We start from the raw sequence: 17,607 nt of genomic DNA on the forward strand, positions 1-17,607 counted from the left end.
AAAAGTATTTGAGGGGGACAAATGGAAAGGAGAGCCAAACTTATGGTGGCCATCCCCATCTTAGTTTTAGTAATACTTGTAGCCATTCCCACAGCGTATGGAGTGCCTCTTGAGAACTCCGATGTTCTTTACAGTGCATACCTAGACTGGCTCCAAGGAAAGCCCATTGGGCTTGTAAACATTAATGTGAACTTAGAGAAGACCCTTCACAATCCCATCATAGTAATCAAAGATTATAGCACGGAAATTCCAAAGATCCTGTATTCCGGAAACTTTATGAGCCCCACGGTGAAGATAGAAAGAATTCCCATTGGCACATACATAGAAAATGTCCAAGAGAATGGAGAAATCAAGCAGGTTCTCAAGACGAGATTCAGACCGGTTTCACTTCTGGTAATCATTGCAGATGAGAACTACTGGGGTGCACGGGTGATAAATTTTGAGCCTAAGGAACCCCTAACAAAGGTCTCCGTGGAAGTTCCCCTCCACTATGAGCCCGTTAAGAAAGGGGTTTACGTTCAAGGTACTTCGTCCATAGATTATGGCACTCTTAGGATGAACGGAATAAAAACAGCTAAAATAAGAAGCCTTCCTGGGTTAGAAGTGAGTTGGGTGGTTGAAAGAGACGATGCAATATCCTACGAAAGCTTTTCCCAGTCAAAGTCAATATCAGGGGTGCCGCCGGATCCAGATGAATGGCAGAGCAGTGGGCCGACCTTGGTTCAGGACAAAGATGTGTGGATAACCTATAGTGTCTCCAACGGGAACGTCAGGCTGGTAACTTCTGATGTTCTTTATCAGATAAGTGAGGATGAGATATGTAGCTGGACATGGTGCAGGGCCATCTGGTCGTTGGTTCCAGTGAGAATAAAGAACTTCCATTCTACAATTACAGGATCATACAGTGGGGGAATACCATCAAACCTCGAGCGTGAGGCAAGGTACAAATCAGAGGGGACAAATGAGTTCGCCATAAGCTTTGACGCACCAACAGATAATGAAGGAGTCTATTTCAGCACTTCCATCTCAGTCTGTGGGGGTGAAGGAGTGCAGGTATGTTTCACAGGGAGCGTCGATACTTACAGAGAGAGCAAATCTCACTACAGACCACACTATGAGGTCAAGATTAACGAGTGGGGAAGCCATGACGTTCTCTATTACGCGTATTTAGACAGAGATGGTAGAAACTACCATGAGATATTCCTTCAATGGGGTTAATATTCTTCTACACGCTTTTTAGTTTATTTTTGTCAAAACTTTGACAGCTATTCTAACCTTGTAAGGGCATTTCCTTTTCTTATCGATACCCAAGACACTCTTCAAGTTCCTCCAGCCAGCACTCTTTTATCCTTCCCCTTTCAACGTGCGAGAGTGTCTTCAACCCGGAGCCGGTTAGTATGGAGACAACCCTCGAGTTCTCCTTAATCTTTCCATCCTCAATAATCCCTTTTTCCCTGAGCTTTCTTATCGCAGCGATCCCTGTTGCAGAGGCTGGCTGGACGAATAAGCCTTCTCTACCAAGCTCCCTTTGGGCCTCCAAAATCTCTTCATCACTAACTGTAACACATAACCCTTTAAGTCCCCTCAAAAGTCTCAAAACACCATTTCCGCTTGGCGGATAGGGATTTTCTATGGCATGGGCTATTGTATGTGGATTTTCAAACCGCTCTATCTTCTCTTTCCCCCCATTAAATGCCTTACATATCGGAGAACAACCTTCAGCTTGAACCACCACAAAGCAAGGAAGCTCCTCAATGAGTCCACTTTCCTTAAGTTCCAGAAACCCCTTCACAATCCCTCTGAAAAGCCCTCCTGATGATGTTGGCACAACAACGTAGTCCGGGGTTACTTCCTCAATTATCTCAAAGCTCATGCTCTTGTATCCTTCAACTCGGAAAGGATCGTCCGAATTTATGAAGTATATTCCTTTTTCCCTCCCTATTTTGAGGCTTTTGTAGTAGATCTCCCCATAATCGCCCTGAACTTTAATAATTCTAGCCCCATAAAGGGCAAGAGCTTTCAATTTTTCTTCTGCTATGTCCGAGGAAACCAGAACGTATGTCTCAAGCCCAGCTCTTGCTCCATAAGCCGCAACACTCGCAGCCATATTACCAGTCGAAACAGTGCCAATTTTTTTAAACCCCAACTGAAGGGCCCTATGAATACCTAAATAAGTCCCTCTATCTTTAAAGCTCCATGTTGGGTTGAGAGTTTCATTTTTAAGGTAAAGTTTAACTCCAAGTTCTCTTGAGAGCTTCTTTGCTTTGGTTAGTGGAGTATCCCCTTCACCAAGACTGAGCTCAGGCCTAAGTTCAAAGGGAAAGAATCCTGAAAACCGTTCCCACACCCTTCTTCCTATGCCGGGAACGCTCTTAAACAGCTCAAGTTCAAGGGGTTCTCCACATTCACACCTTTGGTAGGCATTCCTTAGGGAGTATTCCCTCTCACATGATGTGCACTTCAGCATGGAATTCACCTCAAAAGAAATCTCCAGAGGGGGACAACGTTGACTTCTATATTCTTCTCTTTAATTTTTTCCTCCTGATTCCATGTCACAACGGTCAGTTTTGAACACGATAATTTCTTTGCCGCTTTTATCAGATTCCCAACCTCACGTTCATAGTTATTTGGAGTTAACTCATAGGTAACTTGAATTAGCTCCGTTATCTCATTCCCCCTTCTCAATACAAAGTCAACTTCCGGGTTGGGATAGTACGAGAGATCGAGCATGTTTCCACGATAGTGCTTTCTCCTCATCAGTTCAATAAAAACGACATTCTCAATTTTCCGACCTAAATCATGACCCTTGAAGAAGAGACTTGCTATACCTGTATCAATGAGGTATAACTTTCTTGGAGATCTTGTTTTAACACTTTGAGACGCTGAAAACACCGGATGTTCAAAAATAAGAAAAGCGCTCTCCATGGCATGAACATAATTCATTAATGTTTTTGTATCGACTTTTACACCGGTAGAGGTTATCACTCTATTGAGAGATCGATAAGTGAAATAACTGGAGTATAGAGCCAGAATATAGTAGAAAACCTCTCTAAAAAGACCTATATCTCTGAATCCAAAGCGCTCCAAGATGTCCCTATAAAACATTGTATCGAGTATGAAGATGATTTTTTCCCTTGATTTCACTTCCCAGACCTCAGGGAACCCTCCATAATTTATATATTCTCTAAGAAGTCCCTGGATCTTTCCCCTCTCCCTAAATGTAAGTTTTTGGAAATCAATACCCTCTCCACGAACAATCTCCTTAAAAGATAATGGAAATATCGTCCGGGATATGTAACGTCCTCTAAGACGACTGGGAATTTCGGAAGACAACAAGGATGAGGAAGAGCCAGATGCATAGATGTCAAAGTCCTTAACATCATGGAGCCATCGAAGGTTATAGTCCCAATTTTTCCATTCTTGAACTTCATCAATAAAAAGATGTACCCTTCCAGAGGGATATTCACTTCTAACACGTTCTGCGAGCTTTCTCACATCATATTCTCTAACCTCAGGATCGTCAAAATTTAAATACAGCACATTTTCCCCATGTTGTAATAGATCTTTGGCTTTTTTAACATTAAAAAAGTTTTTCCGACCCGTCTGGGCCCAATAATAGCTTTTATATCCATTCCAATAGGAAGAACTACCTCTCTAGGTATCTCCTTAACATAACGTAATCCCTCAATATATTCCCAGGTTAATTCTCTGAGTGATACCATGCTTTTCCCTCATTGTAGAGTTATACTCCACATAATATATAAATTTTGTGGATTTATACTCCACAACTTGGACAATCTTTGTAGAACTTTACTCCACAAATACAGCTTTTCCTAGCACCTCCCTTATTATCTTCGCAGCTGCAAAAGCAGTTATCCCCTTGTAATCATACTCCGGGTTAAGTTCTACAATGTCAAAGGCGACTATATCCACATCTAACCCTTTTATTATTTCCACAAGCTCTCTCGTGGTTAAACCACCTGGTTCAGGATTTCCAACCCCTGGAGCAAATGCTGGATCAAGAACATCCATGTCAAAGGAAAGATATGCTTTTTCAAATGGAACTTGCACTCTTGGAGAACGATATATTTCTGAAGCAGAAATTATTCTTATTCCATGCTCTTTCGCAAATTCAATCTGTTCTTTAGTAGGAGCTCTAACTCCAATCTGAATAACTTCACTCCCTCTTACTAAACCCTCCTCTACAAGACGCCTTACAGTGCATGCATGGGAATAGTTGTCTCCATCATACTCAGAGTATAGGTCCGGATGGGCATCAAAGTAAATTAATCCAAAACTCTCTCCAGAGGCTTCTTTAATGGCCTTAATAGTCGCATAGGTTATTGAATGATCCCCGCCTAGGAAAAGAAAAAGTTCTCCATTATAATGAGCTGTGACGATGTCATCAATTCGATTCACGAGTTCTTCAAAACTCTCAGCTATAACATTTCCAAGATCCTTGTATCGCCAGTGCTTTGCAAGGTCCACAAGACCCTCACTAAAGCTGTTATAGAGTTCTCCTGAAGTAGCCTCCCTTATTGCATTGGGGCCGTCTTTAGATCCTTTCCTGTAAGAAGAAGATTCGTCCCATGGCACCCCGAGAATATACAAATTGGGGGTTATTGAGTGCGGAATCCCAAAAAACATTTACCACACCTTTGTACCAATGGGCACTTCATCTGGGACAGGCAGGAGGTAAACTTTCCCATCCTCACTTTCAGCTACAATAAGCATTCCCTGGCTCTCTATTCCAGAGAGTTTTTTAGGTTTTAAGTTTAAGACAAAAATGAGTTTCTTCCCCTCAAGATCTTCAGGACTGTATTGATCAGCTAGCCCTGTTATTATAGTCCTTTGTTCGCTTCCAAAGTCAACTTCAAGTTTTATGAGTTTTTTAGTTCTTTTTAATCTCTCAGCTTTCTTTATCAATCCAACCCTAAGATCAAACTTCCAGAATTCATTAACGTCATAGAGTTCCATATTCAACACCAAAATTATTAGGTAGAGGAATATTTAGAGTTTTCTCTTAAATTTATCCCAGTGGCCTCTTACGAAACTCCGTCCAGAGGAGCAGGGTAGTTCATGTTAGCCATATCTCCATGCCCTCTTCTTCATAACTAGGTCCTAAAGATAGGAGAGTAAACCCCAAACTCAAGAATGCCATCGCTACTCCAGGTGAAAGAATCCACCACCATTTGCTCCCGTATAATGCCCCTTGCTCCATTGCTTCAATCATAAAAGAACCCCAATTGGTTCCAGGAATCATCCCAAAGAATCCAAAGAGGGAGATTAGGGCGACAATTCTAGGCATTAGGAATGTGAAATGTCTTAGTGCATGCTCTAGGATAATCGGACCAATATGTCGTCTTAAGATGTAAAATCCACTAGCTCCTATAGCTACTTCAGCTGTTATGTATTCTTTAGCTTTCTCTTTTATTGTGATCATTCGTATTGTCTTAGCAAATTTTCCCATTAAGAGAAACGCTAGGATCAACATAAATTTTAGTGGAGGGACATTAATCCTTTCTCCAAATCCTTGGGTTGACATTACCCAAGTAATAACAACCAAAATTGGAAGAATAGGAAGCGATGTGAGAACCTCAAGCATGAATGTGATTATTTTTGAAAGCCTATTATCAAAGTATCCTGAGAGAGATCCTATCAACAAACCAAGAAGAACTATAATAGTAGAGGTAATTAAAGCCAAATAAAGGGTATTTCTCATGCTTTTAACAAAACCAACCCATATGTCCCTTCCGTAATTGTCAGTTCCCAAGATTCCATAAGCATTCCCTTGAACTATGATTTGTGGGGGCCTTCTGCAACTACATAGCACCTCTATTGTATAGGGGCCATTTAGTACTGTAAAATCAGGATCTTTTGCAAAGAGGATTTCTATTGGGTACACCATAGCTTTATCTTCTTCATTAAGATTGAGCTTTGATCTCATAGCTGAAAATATTTGCATAGCCATTTTAGGGTCAGTATTCAAATTGACGTCCTCTTTGAGTTCGTCATCATAAACTCTTATTTTAATACCATCTGGCCGTGTAATTTCAATTATATAATATGCTGGTTCAATTCTGCGAAACACTATATCATTTGGAGGGCGAGGATAAGTGTGTGTATAAACATATGTGAAAAGCCAGTAATCGTCCCCAATCTCTGTAACTTCCGAAAGAGAAAGAACAACAGTAGGAGTTTCCTTATCCAACATGGAGAACCATATCGGATTTGCTTTTTTGGGATATTTACTCCAGTATAACGGATTTTCCCAGTTATTGAGCTTTTCTTTGGGCACACTCAATTCACTAAGTAAAACAAAACCAGCGAAGAGTATTAAGATTACAAGTCCTACTTTTTGACGTAGTTTTAACTTCATTTAACTCACCCTCGGATCAAGCATCCCTTTAATCAGCTCAATAACTAAAGATATCAAAAAGAACAACGTGGCTATGATTATTGTAAGTGGAAAGAATAGATAAGGCCTGAAATTAACTACAACTCCCACATTTGGAACAACTTCCCTAACGAAGCTACTCTTCAATAGTAAGCCCAAACCCTGAAGGGAAAAGAACGCATCCAATACAAGGTAATCCGTAAACATCTCCATAAACTTTTGACCAGTAAATGAGCTCAAGGTTATTCCAATATTTTTAAGTATGTGTTTCCAATAGATAACCTTATTAGGCATTCCTTTGGCGATTTCAGTAATTATATAAACCTCCCCAAATTCCCTTTGAGTTTCTCTAGCTACTATGACTATAAATTCCCAAACAAAAACAAAAACTATTGTAGCAACTGGTAGAATCAGATGCTTCAAAATATCAAACGCCAACCCAACCCCCTCTTCTGGTGGAATACTCATTAACCCACTTGCAGGAAGAATATTATATTTAATGGCGAAAATAAACACAAAAAGAACAGCAATCCACCAAGAGGGGATTCCATTGAAAAATCTAGCGAGACTTTCTACGAAATCTAAAAGAGAAGGTTTTGTTGCTATCTTCATTCCAACTGTAATGCTCGTAAAAATTATTAAAAGCATTGAAGAGAGTAACACACCTAAGGTTATTAAAACAGCTCTTCCCAATTTAACAGTTTTTATGGGCTTTATTTCTTCCCAGCTTTGCCTTAAAAGTTGAATTCCCTGAATAATTACATTTTTATTTAACCCTCTCACTTCTATTAATTTTTCGTAATAATACTGAACAACAGTTTTATTTTCTTTTGTGGCGTTTTCCTTTAGTAACTCATAAAACATAGGATTTGTATATTGAAGAATAACTACAGTTTCTTCAGCTTCTTTTCGAGCCAATTTTTCATTGGCCAATCCAGCTGTGGTTGTTATTACAAGCAATACACAGAGATAAATTGCAAATAATCTAACTGCAGTTTTGTAAGGAACTTTCATAGTATTTCTCCGTATACTATGAACAAGTACAACAATATAAAATTTTTCAAACTCAAACTAAAACATCACATGAATAAAAGGTATTTGAAACTCAATGTACTTTTTTGCATACTATGTTTGAGCTGCATTTCGTTCTAAACAACAAGGCTTGAAGAAATAGTCAAAAATCAGGATATTATCTCCAGTACTCTGAGCCAAGAGATTCCCATTCTCATCGAATACCCATGCACCGCCGAAGCTGTCCCAGTGGGCGTAGGAGTTCACTATGAAAGTCTTAACTTCTAAGAGCTTGATCCTCCCGCCCATGCATTTAATCTCTTCCTCTAAATTAAAATCGCCCCATGGAGAGCGATCCATTGGTATAAAGATGTAGTCGGGTTTTTTGCGTTTGATCCACTTCAATATGCGCTTATTGTAGAGGTCGCCGCAGATGATTATTGCCACCTTACCAAACTCCGTCCTCGCGGTTCTTACGGTGTTGCCGGTGCAGAACTTCATCGGCTCCTGAAACTTGCGGTGCTTTAAGATAACCTCACCTTCCCGGTTGAAGAGCAGCGCGGAGTTGTAAACGCAGCGCTTGTATGGCTCAAGGAGACCGAGGATTACATAGACAGAGTTCTCCTTCGCAAGTGCGCTCACCCTGTCCACGATCTCATCGTAGAGCTTTGCTCCGCTGAAGTCCCACTCATCAAAGCCCGTGAGGCAGTACTCTGGGAAAACCATGATGTCGGGGCTGTGCTCCAGTGCCTCCTCGAACCTCCGTTCAAACTCCTTCCAGTTCGCCTCAAAGTTCCCGGCTTCAACCTTCATTGGAATTAGGGCTACCCTCATTTTATTCACCTCTGTAAATACAGCGGGAGAATCACAGCTAAAGAGATTAAAAACGCAATCTCTGTGGGAGCTTTTACGCTCCGGGGAGCATAAATCATGAATGTGAACATTTCTAGAAGGTAAATTGACGGAGCGAGCTTCAAAAGCCCCTCCCCAACTTCACCCTTTGAAATACGCTCGTAGAGGTAGAAAAACGTCAAAGACACGATAAACCAGCCCAGATAGTTCGTCCATGGGATTCCAAACCAGTTTACAGCTGTTGTTGTCTTCCAGACCCAAGCCCTCCACGAGGTCATGATGGGATCGATTGAGAGGTCGAGGATGACCATCAGGAGTGATGCAAAAAGTATTCTTCCAGTTTTAGAATTGAAGAAATAGCGTGCCGTTAGATAGGACACAAACCCAAAGATTGCCCATGCGAGGGGAACAAATACAGCCACGCCGAAAAGCTGGGGTTTAAGGTTTTCGTAGTAATAGCAGCCAAAGGGTGTGCACATGTGAGTACCAGCCACCTCGGCAAGGAAGCCCACAAGAACGGAGATTGCGAAAAACCTTGGGAAGTCCCTCCAGAGCCGCTGGGAAGCAACAACCATTGCAAGAAGATAAAAGAGGTTGTAAATAGGCGAGCGCTTGAAGATGTTGGCGAGCAGGATTAGGGCTGAGATTACGTGGAGATCACGCTTCATACCTTGCGTCATATCCTTAATTAAGCGGGATTGGGATATAAGTGTGACGGTCTTACTATTAGCTATTTAACCCTTACTGATCTCTTCCATTTTATAGACTAACTCTTCTAGGCTTTTTGCCGTATCTGTAAGTGCTCCTGCAATCATCTTGTCCTCTTTATAGCTTTCATCATTTGTCAGACCAATTATTGGTTTCCCAAGTCCATAAGCAAAGCCGACTTCAAATCCAAGGTCACGTCCATAATTGATTAGGACGGCAACTACAACATCCGCTTTTTTAATACCCTCAATGTTTGCCCTGAAGACAGTCTCTATATCATTAGATTGTGGCGTATCTCTCTGAGGAAGATAAACTTCAAATCCGTGCTTTTCAAGAACCTCAGCTATCCTTTTGTTAAACTCCTTATTCCTCAGAGAGGAGGATATGAAGACCCTCATACTTTTCACCTCCTAGCGGTAATTAAAAATGCTTCATAAAAACCCTCATGTGTCTTTGCCCTTCCAATAGTAGTGTCTTTAACGATTTTTAGCCCATTTTCTTGTACAAATGCCTTAATTTTCTCCCTAAGCCCGTTTATGTCAAAATCACCAACAATTATTCGTCCATCCTCCTCCAAAGCTTCAAGAGCTTTTTCTAAAAATGGCTCCGGTTCATAGTCATGGAGTGTATAGAGGAAGACAACACAGTTAAATCCCTCATTAATTTCCACACTCAGGAAATCACTGCATAAAAACTCAGCTTTCTCGGTGATTTTGTTTCTCAAACAATTGCAGAAGCTAATCACTTCACAGCCCTTATCAATGCCAACAGCTTTCTCAACTTCCTCCTTGAGCGCCATCATGAACGTTAAAATCCCGACCCCACAGCCAACATCGAGAACTTTTCCTTTAACATCCTGAACTATTAGATCCATTAATTTTCTCCTAACTTTGAGTTCATCTCTATGTTGTGGATATTTAACTAATATGCTACTCATTAGCCAGTACAACTCCTCTTCACATCCACCAGATTCATAAAAAACTTTGAGAGCTTCATCATAGTAGAGTTTGAGAAAGTTCATAAATTACTCCTCCACTCATCTCTAAGCATCCCAAACATGAGCCTATCCGCCCATTCTCCGTTCCACCAAATAACTTCTCGCTCAACTCCTTCGAGCTTAAATCCAAGCTTTTCCGCAACTTTGATCATCCGTTTGTTGAACGAATACGTGCCAAGGGCAATTTTATGTATGTCTGAGTTTGAAAACAGGTAATCAACCCACAGCTTTAGGGCTTCACTCCCATAACCTTTCCCGAGGTATGCATCCTCACAGATGTCTATCCCTACCCACCAGACGCTGTAAAATTCGTTCTCCGTGTACCTAATCACCCATCCAATTGGCCTGTCTTCTTTCGTGGCGATTATTGCAGAGCTTTTTGGTGTTTTTCTGTCGTTTATGAACTTCTCAAAGAAGTGTTTCCTTATTTCGCCTTCATCTGCCGGGATAAAATCATCTTCCCAAGGAGCATCATACTTTTTCCATTCGCCCTCTTTCATCCAGCGGAGGTATGCATCTGCATCTTTTTCAACTGCATCCCTCAGCAGTACCTTCTCACCACAGGCCAAAATCACAAAACTCACCCCTCATCAATACTTCAGCTTTTCTGAAGCGTTTAGAAGCTCCTTTGCAAGTTCCCCCGGAATATCCTCAAAGTTCTGATACTTCGTTAGCTTCTTGAAAAGGCGATCAAACTCTTTGAGTGTTTGAATATTCTCCATGAGTAAAGTCCTTCTATCTTTGGGAGGACGATTGGCAAGCGTGTTGAGAAACCTTGCAAGATTGTCTATTGCGGTGCTTATCTCAATGAATTTATCCTCGTCAGTTTGGAAGTAGAGAATCGAAAATACCTTTCCAGTAACCATGGCATTGTCTCTGTATTTTATGAGGTAAAGGGAAATAACCTCATCAGACGCATTTTGGTTCAAAAGGTACTCCAGTGTACCACCTACTCCTTCAAGTTCCCAGCGGTTCACTTCAAAGTCGGTATAAATCCTATTCAGGATCTTTTCTCTCTCTTTCCGATATTGATGAAGGGAGTATGTCGATGCGGATAAAGCAATGACGAGCAGAATTAAAACAACTCCAAAAAGCCTTTTCATTTCATCACCAAATTTCAATTCCCCGATAAAGATTTAAAACTCTTTTGCGTTGTAACTTTGAGGGACAAAATGAAAGCTTTAAGTATAGCGTTCAGCGCAAGGAAAAATGGAAACTGTGCGAGACTTTTAGGCCATTGTCTTGATAATCTCAAAAAGCGAGGCTTTGATACTGAGTTGCTGGAAGCTTATGACTTTCGGGTCACACCATGCAACCACTGCTCCTATGAGTGCTTCTCCGGGAAATGCCCTATTGAAGATGATGTTCCTCTGCTCTACGAAAAGGCCATGAAAGCCGATGTCTTAATCTTTGCAGTACCAACTTATGGAGGACATGCATCGGGCCTTTACAGGGCTTTCTGCGAAAGGGGCCAAGCAGTGTTTAAGAGCTACGAGGAGTGGAACAACTTTGCAAGAAAGCTAAACTTCATCGTCGTAGGAAATCTCTCCTCCGGCGGAGATATGGCACTCCACGAGGTGCTCTATGGAACCACAGCATCAGAATACTGGCCCGAGATACTACTAATATCATCAAACGAATATGGGAGAAGCTCAATTAGGAGGGACCTGATTGAAGAGCATGAAATCAGAAAGCGGATAAATAGGTTTGTAGAGAGAATAATCCAAAAGGTGAGTGAGAGAAGTGTTTAAAAATCTCGGCTATACTGATGAACCATTCTACGAAAAGATCCGAGATGAATATGATATAGAAAGCAAAAGAGGTAGAGAAAGATTTGCGGAGTTAAAGGATATTCTGTCAAGATATTTACCTATTAAAAATGGCAGAGCTTTGGACATTGGCTGCAATGCGGGGCTAAGCAGTTTTGTTTTAGAAGAGCTTGGTTTTGAAGTTGTGGGCATAGACATTCAAGAAAAAGCCGTAGAGCGGGCTAAAGAGTTAGCCAAAAAGCGAGGTTCAAAGGCAGAATTTTACGTTATGGATGCTAAAAATCTGGATTTCAAAGAAAACACTTTTGACCTCGTTGCGTTGCTCGGCTATCCACTGGCACATTTTAGCATCTGGGATTTTGATAAGATTTTGCAGGGAGTTAGACGAGTTCTGAAACCTCAAGGCTGGATTGTGATTCAAGAAAGTGACTTTCTCTGGACGCTCATCAGGGGTTTCAACCAGCCGGGACTTGAGGCTGAAGGGCTGGTTAGGGTAAACGTGGATGTGAACGTGTACGAGGGCTACCTCGAAAGACTGCTCGTTGATTTTGAGAAAGGTGTGTTTTCAAGAGATAGATTCTACATATGGTCGCCGTGGATTCTGCATTATGTTCTTGAGAAGAACGGCTTTGAGGTGGGATTTAAAGAAAAAGATATGATTCTTGCTCGGATGAGGTGATACTATGTTCAAAAACCTCGGCTACACATTTGAGCCGACATACAAGGAAAAGCTCTGGATGTATGATCCAAGAACTGAAGTTGGGAAAAAGAGAATGAAAAAGCAGAAAGAGCTGCTTGAAAGGTTTCTCCCCATAAAAAGCGGTAAAGCGCTGGACATCGGCTGCGGCATGGGGATCTCAACCTTCGCCCTCGAAAATCTGGGGTTTGAAGTTATTGGGATTGATGTTCAGGGAGAGCTTGTGGAGAAGGCAAGGGGAATTGCGAAAGAACTTGGATTTAAAGCAGAATTCCGGGTTATGGACGCCAAGAAGCTCGATTTCCCGGATGAAAGCTTTGATTTGGTTGCGCTTTTGGGAAATCCTCTCCCACACCTGAGCGTTTATGATTTCGACGAGATTGTACAAGAGGTTTTCAGGGTGCTTAAACCCAATGGGGCTATATTCGTTGACTATGCAGACTGGGTTAGACTTCTGCATGATGGCTATAAGCACGTGCTCGTTGAAGATCCATTTATTTCTTTTCACGTTTCCCTCAACACCATGAAAGGACAGGTAGAGCGGTTTTTCATTAATCTTGAGAAGGGCTACTTCTTCAGAGTAAAGATTAATGTTTGGGCACCGTGGATTGTAGAGTTCATCCTGAGAAAAGCTGGGTTTGAAGTGGAGACGCACTATCTAGGGACTTTTAGTGTTGTGGGCGTTGGTAGAAAATCTTCGGGTGTTTAAAATGTTCAGAGATTGTGATGATGGTAGTGATGCTTATTACAAAGCCCTTCCCACTACTTGGGATGCAACAAGTGAAATTGGGAAGAAGAGAATAATGGGGTTAAAGGAGATCTTAAGGAAATATCTGCCCATAAAGGGAGGAAAAGCTCTAGATGTTGGCTGTGGCACTGGAATCTCAACTTTTGCCTTAGAAGAGCTCGGCTTTGGAGTCATTGGAATAGACATTAGAAAAGAAGTGATCCAAAAAGCTAAGGAAATTGCAAAGGAAAGATGCTCAAAAGCAGAATTCTACTTTATGGATGCCAAAAGACTGGAGTTTGAGAGTGAAAGCTTTGATCTTGTGGCTTTACTCGGCTCTCCTTTGCCACACTTCAGCGTTTATGACTTTGACGAGATAATTAGAGAATCTTATCGAGTCTTAAAGCCAAAAGGAGTGCTTGTAATTGAATACGCAGATACAATAAAAGGGCTTTATAGCTGGCATAAAGATGCTTTTGTAGAGGGCTCGCTGATTTCTATTCACAAAGGCTTTAACTTCATTGAAGGCTTAGAGGAAAGGTTCTTCATAAATTTAAACAGCGGAACAACTTTTAGCGTCAAGTTCTACCTTTGGTCTCCATGGATTGTGGAGTTTATTCTCAGAAAAGCAGGTTTTGAAGTAGAGAGCCATTACATAAATGAGAGGATGGTTGTGACAGTAGGGATAAAGGCTGGCTCCATCCATAAGATTTAAATACTTAAAGTGGTAAGTTTAGGCTCAGGGGTGAGCCATGGCTCGGGGCAAAAATCCGTTTAAATTGAAAACACTTACAAGAAGGAAAGATCTCCATGGAGAAGAGCATAAGAAAGCATTGGAGGAACTGAAAGATTACATCTTCGATGGGGAGCCTGTGTTGCTGTTAGGGCCCCGCAGGGTCGGAAAGACAAGCCTCATCAACATAGCCATAAGTGAGCATTCCACAGAACTCTGTTACCTTTACTATGATCTAAGCCCTTTTATCGGCCAAAGAAATCTAAGCGTTTCCCAGCTCGTAGTGACTAAGTCAAACTTAAAGCTGTTACAGGAAAAGAAGGGATTAAGAATCAGTTTAAAGGTTATAGAGGGATGGAAGGAGAGGGTGACTCCTGGAGAATATTCTCGGGAGCTTCTTAACGTTCTCAGAGCCCTTCATGAAACGTGTGAACACGGTGTTGTGGTCTTTGATGAGGCTCAAGTTTTGGGATTTCCAAGGGGAATAAACTTTATGGGAATCTTTCAGATGATAATGAACTCATATGACAACGTAAGCATAGTTCTAACGGGTTCGATGCCCGGAATTCTTGCCAGCTACCTAAACGTATCGGAAGAAGAAGCTGGATTTTCAAGGTTTTTTAATGAAATAAACCTATCACGTTGGAATCTCTCGACAACGGAGAAATTTTTGAAAAGACACATCCAAATGTCCCGGGATGAACTTCTCGAAGTCTCAACGGAGCTCTCAAACGTTCCAGGCTTCATTGCTATGTACGGCAATTTGAGGTGGAAGGGTATTACCCATGCAGAGGCCATTGAAAAAGTCAGAGAAAAAGCAATTCGCCTCTGGAAAGCTGACATCGTTAAGTTCTTCTCCGTTTATAACTCCAAGGTTTACTACTACGTTCTGAAGGCTCTCGCACTTGGTCCCCCTATAGGTCTGAGATATTCAGAACTCTTAGAAAGCACACGGTTTATTGCATCAAACGATAACATAATTATCAGCGACTCAAGCTTCAAGCGGGCACTATCGAGGCTTAAAGGGGCGGGACTGATTGAAGAGACAGAAACACGTAGGTACATAATACCCGAGCTTCCGCTGAGAAAAGCCATTTTGAAGATTGGGGGAATATGAGATGAAAGTTTACTCCTTCGGCATTGAAACCGTTCCAGCAGCTGGAATATCTGCAGAAGACGGCATTTTAATCATAGGGAGCGTAAGGAATGAGAACTACAAGATCATGCTCCTTAAATTGAATTATGAAGAAGAGCTGGAGTGGTTCAAGCTATTTGGCGGCAAAGATGACTGGGAGGGGCATTCGATAGCCAAGGTGAACGATGGCTACCTTATAGGCGGCGCTGTTGAAGGAATAGCTACTCCAAACGGTGGGAAGAGCTGGAGGGCTTACCTTGCAAAGATAGATGGGAATGGAAACAAAATCTGGGAGAGGAAGTACCACATTCTGGGCAACGAGTGCGTGTATTCTATACTCCCCCTTGAGGACGGCATTCTTCTGGGTGGTGAAGCCTCGGACGACAGCAAAAAGGGTTTTTTCCTAATGAAAACGAACGAGAACGGTGAACCTCTTTGGTTTAGAACCTATGACAAATGGGAAGATGCAGTCTTTGGCGGCATTGCGATGATAAACGACAGTATTATGCTGATCGGAAGCTCCAAAAACAGAAATGGCTGGGAGATTCATCTCATACGAGTTGATAAAGAAGGTGACATCCTAGAAGAGAAAACACTTGTCAATGGAGTGGTCTTTGATGTCGTCAGTACTGAAAAGGGAATCCTCTTAGCTGGCGAGCATAATGAGAGATTCTACGTTGCAAAGCTGAGCGAAGAGAATGAAATTACGTGGGAAAAGAGCTTTAGAAATGGTGCCGCAATTGCATTAGAGTCTGTGAAAGATGCGATTTTAGTGGGAGGGGAACTCAACCGAAAAGCTGTTTTAGTAAAAATAAGTGAAGAAGGGGAGATCCTTTGGAAAAAAGAGCTCTGGGAGAATGGGTGGGTTCAGGTTGTTAAGCAGGGGAAAGATAGACTTTTTGTGACTGGTATGGTCGAAAGTGAAGGAAAAGAGTATATGGGGATTGAGTTCTTAAAGGAGGTTAAAAAGCTTAAACGGTGATAGAAGATGAAACTCCTCGCTCTCTGCTGCTCCCCTCGAAGAGAGGGAAACACCTCAAAAGCCCTCTCTTTACTTTTTGAGAAGCTTCCAAAAGATTGGCAAAAAGAGATGATAAACCTTTACGAGTTCGATATAAAGGCATGCGGTGAGCTCTGCAGTGTAGACTGCCTAAAAGGTGAAGATGTCTGCAAAGTTGATGCCCTTGATGAAAGAGTGAAGCTCTTAGAAAAGCTGAAAACTGCTGATATAATAGTCATCGGAACACCAACTTACAATATGGACGTTCCTTCCAAGCTGAGGGCACTTTTAGAACGAAATTACCTCGAAAATTACCTAAGGAATAAAGTTGTGGCTCTGTTAATTGTCTCAAACTTAGGTGGTGTAAAAGCACTTTGCACTCTAACATCTTCGCTAATCTTAGATGCTCAAGCAATTATCGCTTGTGCTGTCATCGTGCCGGGATACCGAGAAGAAGGGAAAACCATAAATGACTCAAAAACGCAGATGCTGGTTGATTATTTAGCAAAGAGGATTGTGGAGGTTGTAAGTCTTATGCACTAAAGGACACCCACTTGATGCATCTCCCCCCATCTTCACTTTCCTCTGGCTCTGCGAAATAGCCCTCCCTAATTAAAACGTTGTTTGCCCATCCAAAAATCCAGTGCCAAGCTTCAATGAAGAGTTCTCCAAAAGCGCACCACTGGCTTGCTTTTAATTTGTTTAAATCTTCTTTTAACATTTCCCATTTTTCTTCAGTTACAAGTTTTTCCACGTCACTTGCAATCCTATCAGCAACTTGCCATGGTATCTTCATATCATGTTTATCGAAGAATGGAACTCCAACATATTCGTATCTTTCCAAAATTTCCCTTGTTTTTCCACTTTTGTGAAATTCTTCGAGTGCCTTCCCTAAAGCCTCTGCTTCATCTTTCCTTGCTTTTCCAGACCAGACTAAGTCGGGAAAAGCGTTTCTTGAGCCAGTGTGATTCCCAAAGGAGTAGAACATGTAATTTCCAAACTTTGCCGAATGGCAACCCCAGTAAAAGTCCTTTGCAATTTCTTCCCACTTATCCCTAATTTCGCGAGCATAAGGAATGAACTTCCTATTTTCGCCCCATTCATTTTCCAGCATGGTTAAGAACTTCAAATCTAAGGCGTAGCAACCAACAACGGCAAAATGGAGGTACTCTAGCTTTGAGTATCTCAAACAGTTTAATCTTTTCAAGTTATTATCTACCCATTTGAAGTTTTTAATTAAATATTCTGCTAAAACCTCTCCATATTTAACTCCGATCTCTCTAAGTTTCAGGACGTCTTCCCACGGTGTAAAGCAGAAGTTGAGCTTAATCTGTCCACTTTCTTCTTTTAAGATGTCCTCTTGGAGGAGGTAATCCAAGGATTTCTTATCTACCAGCTGTAAGGCGTTTTCCATGCTTATGAGAGATTCAGAAAGCTTGAGTATTAACTCCTTAGCTTTGTATGCATGCTCCCAGTACTCTCTTTCTCCATTCCCACATACGTAAACCATCAGTTTGCTCATAAGTATCCCAGAAGGTACTACAACCAAAAATACTTAAAATAATTTTTATCAAATCGATG

22 protein-coding genes are annotated in these 17,607 nt (G+C 41.5%); 8 read left to right on the forward strand and 14 right to left on the reverse strand.

Translation table 11 applies throughout. The features are described 5' to 3' along the window. Positions 1-21 precede the first annotated feature (21 nt). Positions 22-1,218 (forward strand): hypothetical protein, encoded by a 1,197-nt coding sequence (locus K1720_RS08405; RefSeq protein WP_251948450.1) that lies wholly within the window; start codon positions 22-24, stop codon positions 1,216-1,218. A gap of 79 nt (positions 1,219-1,297) precedes the next feature. On the opposite strand, the gene thrC is transcribed toward K1720_RS08405, so the two are convergent. The 13 genes from thrC to K1720_RS08470 form a co-directional block, all read right to left on the reverse strand. Beyond that, positions 1,298-2,467, reverse strand: coding sequence for a threonine synthase (gene thrC / locus K1720_RS08410; RefSeq protein ID WP_251948507.1), 1,170 nt, complete (start codon positions 2,465-2,467; stop codon positions 1,298-1,300). Between the two features lie 5 nt (positions 2,468-2,472). Beyond that, positions 2,473-3,540, reverse strand: a complete 1,068-nt coding sequence (locus K1720_RS08415; RefSeq protein WP_251948509.1) for an ATP-binding protein — start codon at positions 3,538-3,540, stop codon at positions 2,473-2,475. Beyond that, positions 3,528-3,722: a hypothetical protein gene (locus K1720_RS08420; RefSeq protein WP_251948512.1), complete on the reverse strand. Its 195-nt coding sequence runs from the start codon at positions 3,720-3,722 to the stop codon at positions 3,528-3,530. Before K1720_RS08420 ends, K1720_RS08415 begins: the two co-directional genes overlap by 13 nt. A gap of 88 nt (positions 3,723-3,810) precedes the next feature. Next, on the reverse strand, positions 3,811-4,647 hold the full coding sequence (gene speB / locus K1720_RS08425) for an agmatinase (protein ID WP_251948515.1): 837 nt from the start codon (positions 4,645-4,647) through the stop codon (positions 3,811-3,813). Beyond that, a complete protein-coding gene (gene metG / locus K1720_RS08430; protein WP_251950657.1) occupies positions 4,648-4,977 on the reverse strand; it encodes a methionine--tRNA ligase subunit beta in 330 nt (109 codons plus the stop codon). Positions 4,978-5,077: 100 nt separating this feature from the next. Beyond that, complete coding sequence (locus tag K1720_RS08435; protein WP_251948518.1) at positions 5,078-6,379, reverse strand: ABC transporter permease; 1,302 nt, start codon at positions 6,377-6,379, stop codon at positions 5,078-5,080. Next, positions 6,380-7,411 (reverse strand): ABC transporter permease subunit, encoded by a 1,032-nt coding sequence (locus tag K1720_RS08440; protein WP_251948521.1) that lies wholly within the window; start codon positions 7,409-7,411, stop codon positions 6,380-6,382. It abuts the gene before it with no gap. A 111-nt stretch (positions 7,412-7,522) separates the two neighbouring features. Continuing rightward, positions 7,523-8,242 carry a carbon-nitrogen hydrolase family protein gene (locus K1720_RS08445; RefSeq protein ID WP_251948524.1) on the reverse strand — a complete coding sequence of 240 codons (720 nt, stop codon included), beginning with the start codon at positions 8,240-8,242 and terminating at the stop codon, positions 7,523-7,525. A 5-nt stretch (positions 8,243-8,247) separates the two neighbouring features. Further along, complete coding sequence (locus tag K1720_RS08450) at positions 8,248-8,928, reverse strand: carotenoid biosynthesis protein (RefSeq protein ID WP_251948527.1); 681 nt, start codon at positions 8,926-8,928, stop codon at positions 8,248-8,250. 66 nt (positions 8,929-8,994) lie between these two features. Next, entirely contained in the window at positions 8,995-9,366 is a 372-nt protein-coding gene (locus tag K1720_RS08455; RefSeq protein ID WP_251948530.1) for a nucleoside 2-deoxyribosyltransferase, read from the reverse strand. A gap of 5 nt (positions 9,367-9,371) precedes the next feature. Beyond that, the gene (locus tag K1720_RS08460) at positions 9,372-9,989 is read right to left on the reverse strand and encodes a class I SAM-dependent methyltransferase (protein ID WP_251948532.1); all 618 of its coding nucleotides are present in this window, start codon (positions 9,987-9,989) and stop codon (positions 9,372-9,374) included. Continuing rightward, the gene (locus K1720_RS08465; RefSeq protein ID WP_251948534.1) at positions 9,986-10,540 is read right to left on the reverse strand and encodes a GNAT family N-acetyltransferase; all 555 of its coding nucleotides are present in this window, start codon (positions 10,538-10,540) and stop codon (positions 9,986-9,988) included. The genes K1720_RS08460 and K1720_RS08465 overlap by 4 nt, the downstream gene beginning before the upstream one ends. 15 nt (positions 10,541-10,555) lie before the next feature. Further along, entirely contained in the window at positions 10,556-11,068 is a 513-nt protein-coding gene (locus K1720_RS08470) for a hypothetical protein (RefSeq protein WP_251948537.1), read from the reverse strand. A 57-nt stretch (positions 11,069-11,125) separates the two neighbouring features. Between K1720_RS08470 and K1720_RS08475 the strand changes: the two genes are divergently transcribed. Genes K1720_RS08475 through K1720_RS08505 form a run of 7 tightly spaced genes read left to right on the forward strand, consistent with a single transcriptional unit; the run spans position 11,126 to position 16,569 of the window. Next, on the forward strand, positions 11,126-11,716 hold the full coding sequence (locus K1720_RS08475) for a flavodoxin family protein (RefSeq protein ID WP_251948556.1): 591 nt from the start codon (positions 11,126-11,128) through the stop codon (positions 11,714-11,716). Further along, entirely contained in the window at positions 11,700-12,413 is a 714-nt protein-coding gene (locus tag K1720_RS08480) for a class I SAM-dependent methyltransferase (protein ID WP_251948559.1), read from the forward strand. The genes K1720_RS08475 and K1720_RS08480 overlap by 17 nt, the downstream gene beginning before the upstream one ends. Positions 12,414-12,417: 4 nt before the next feature. Beyond that, the gene (locus K1720_RS08485) at positions 12,418-13,140 is read left to right on the forward strand and encodes a class I SAM-dependent methyltransferase (protein ID WP_251948561.1); all 723 of its coding nucleotides are present in this window, start codon (positions 12,418-12,420) and stop codon (positions 13,138-13,140) included. 1 nt (position 13,141) lies between these two features. Continuing rightward, positions 13,142-13,873 carry a class I SAM-dependent methyltransferase gene (locus K1720_RS08490; protein ID WP_251948564.1) on the forward strand — a complete coding sequence of 244 codons (732 nt, stop codon included), beginning with the start codon at positions 13,142-13,144 and terminating at the stop codon, positions 13,871-13,873. 37 nt (positions 13,874-13,910) lie between these two features. Next, positions 13,911-15,008: an AAA family ATPase gene (locus tag K1720_RS08495; RefSeq protein WP_251948567.1), complete on the forward strand. Its 1,098-nt coding sequence runs from the start codon at positions 13,911-13,913 to the stop codon at positions 15,006-15,008. A gap of 1 nt (position 15,009) precedes the next feature. Continuing rightward, positions 15,010-16,008 carry a hypothetical protein gene (locus K1720_RS08500; RefSeq protein ID WP_251948570.1) on the forward strand — a complete coding sequence of 333 codons (999 nt, stop codon included), beginning with the start codon at positions 15,010-15,012 and terminating at the stop codon, positions 16,006-16,008. Positions 16,009-16,014: 6 nt separating this feature from the next. Further along, the gene (locus K1720_RS08505; RefSeq protein ID WP_251948572.1) at positions 16,015-16,569 is read left to right on the forward strand and encodes an NAD(P)H-dependent oxidoreductase; all 555 of its coding nucleotides are present in this window, start codon (positions 16,015-16,017) and stop codon (positions 16,567-16,569) included. Here K1720_RS08505 and K1720_RS08510 read toward each other — a convergent pair. Next, positions 16,559-17,548 carry a hypothetical protein gene (locus tag K1720_RS08510; protein WP_251948575.1) on the reverse strand — a complete coding sequence of 330 codons (990 nt, stop codon included), beginning with the start codon at positions 17,546-17,548 and terminating at the stop codon, positions 16,559-16,561. The genes K1720_RS08505 and K1720_RS08510 overlap by 11 nt on opposite strands. Between the last annotated feature and the right edge of the window lie 59 nt (positions 17,549-17,607).

Source organism: Thermococcus argininiproducens, assembly GCF_023746595.1.
Taxonomy (GTDB): Archaea; Methanobacteriota_B; Thermococci; order Thermococcales; family Thermococcaceae; genus Thermococcus_A; species Thermococcus_A argininiproducens.

Bases quoted from the DNA above. Each gene is read 5' to 3' on its own strand.
- K1720_RS08505 (WP_251948572.1), top strand. From the start codon at position 16,015: ATGAAACTCCTCGCTCTCTGCTGCTCCCCTCGAAGAGAGGGAAACACC.
- K1720_RS08450 (WP_251948527.1), bottom strand. From the start codon at position 8,928: ATGAAGCGTGATCTCCACGTAATCTCAGCCCTAATCCTGCTCGCCAAC.
- metG (WP_251950657.1), bottom strand. From the start codon at position 4,977: ATGGAACTCTATGACGTTAATGAATTCTGGAAGTTTGATCTTAGGGTT.
- K1720_RS08445 (WP_251948524.1), bottom strand. From the start codon at position 8,242: ATGAGGGTAGCCCTAATTCCAATGAAGGTTGAAGCCGGGAACTTTGAG.
- speB (WP_251948515.1), bottom strand. From the start codon at position 4,647: ATGTTTTTTGGGATTCCGCACTCAATAACCCCCAATTTGTATATTCTC.
- K1720_RS08435 (WP_251948518.1), bottom strand. From the start codon at position 6,379: ATGAAGTTAAAACTACGTCAAAAAGTAGGACTTGTAATCTTAATACTC.
- K1720_RS08420 (WP_251948512.1), bottom strand. From the start codon at position 3,722: ATGGTATCACTCAGAGAATTAACCTGGGAATATATTGAGGGATTACGT.
- K1720_RS08460 (WP_251948532.1), bottom strand. From the start codon at position 9,989: ATGAACTTTCTCAAACTCTACTATGATGAAGCTCTCAAAGTTTTTTAT.
- K1720_RS08405 (WP_251948450.1), top strand. From the start codon at position 22: ATGGAAAGGAGAGCCAAACTTATGGTGGCCATCCCCATCTTAGTTTTA.
- K1720_RS08455 (WP_251948530.1), bottom strand. From the start codon at position 9,366: ATGAGGGTCTTCATATCCTCCTCTCTGAGGAATAAGGAGTTTAACAAA.
- K1720_RS08490 (WP_251948564.1), top strand. From the start codon at position 13,142: ATGTTCAGAGATTGTGATGATGGTAGTGATGCTTATTACAAAGCCCTT.
- thrC (WP_251948507.1), bottom strand. From the start codon at position 2,467: ATGCTGAAGTGCACATCATGTGAGAGGGAATACTCCCTAAGGAATGCC.
- K1720_RS08440 (WP_251948521.1), bottom strand. From the start codon at position 7,411: ATGAAAGTTCCTTACAAAACTGCAGTTAGATTATTTGCAATTTATCTC.
- K1720_RS08500 (WP_251948570.1), top strand. From the start codon at position 15,010: ATGAAAGTTTACTCCTTCGGCATTGAAACCGTTCCAGCAGCTGGAATA.
- K1720_RS08510 (WP_251948575.1), bottom strand. From the start codon at position 17,548: ATGAGCAAACTGATGGTTTACGTATGTGGGAATGGAGAAAGAGAGTAC.
- K1720_RS08470 (WP_251948537.1), bottom strand. From the start codon at position 11,068: ATGAAAAGGCTTTTTGGAGTTGTTTTAATTCTGCTCGTCATTGCTTTA.
- K1720_RS08495 (WP_251948567.1), top strand. From the start codon at position 13,911: ATGGCTCGGGGCAAAAATCCGTTTAAATTGAAAACACTTACAAGAAGG.
- K1720_RS08485 (WP_251948561.1), top strand. From the start codon at position 12,418: ATGTTCAAAAACCTCGGCTACACATTTGAGCCGACATACAAGGAAAAG.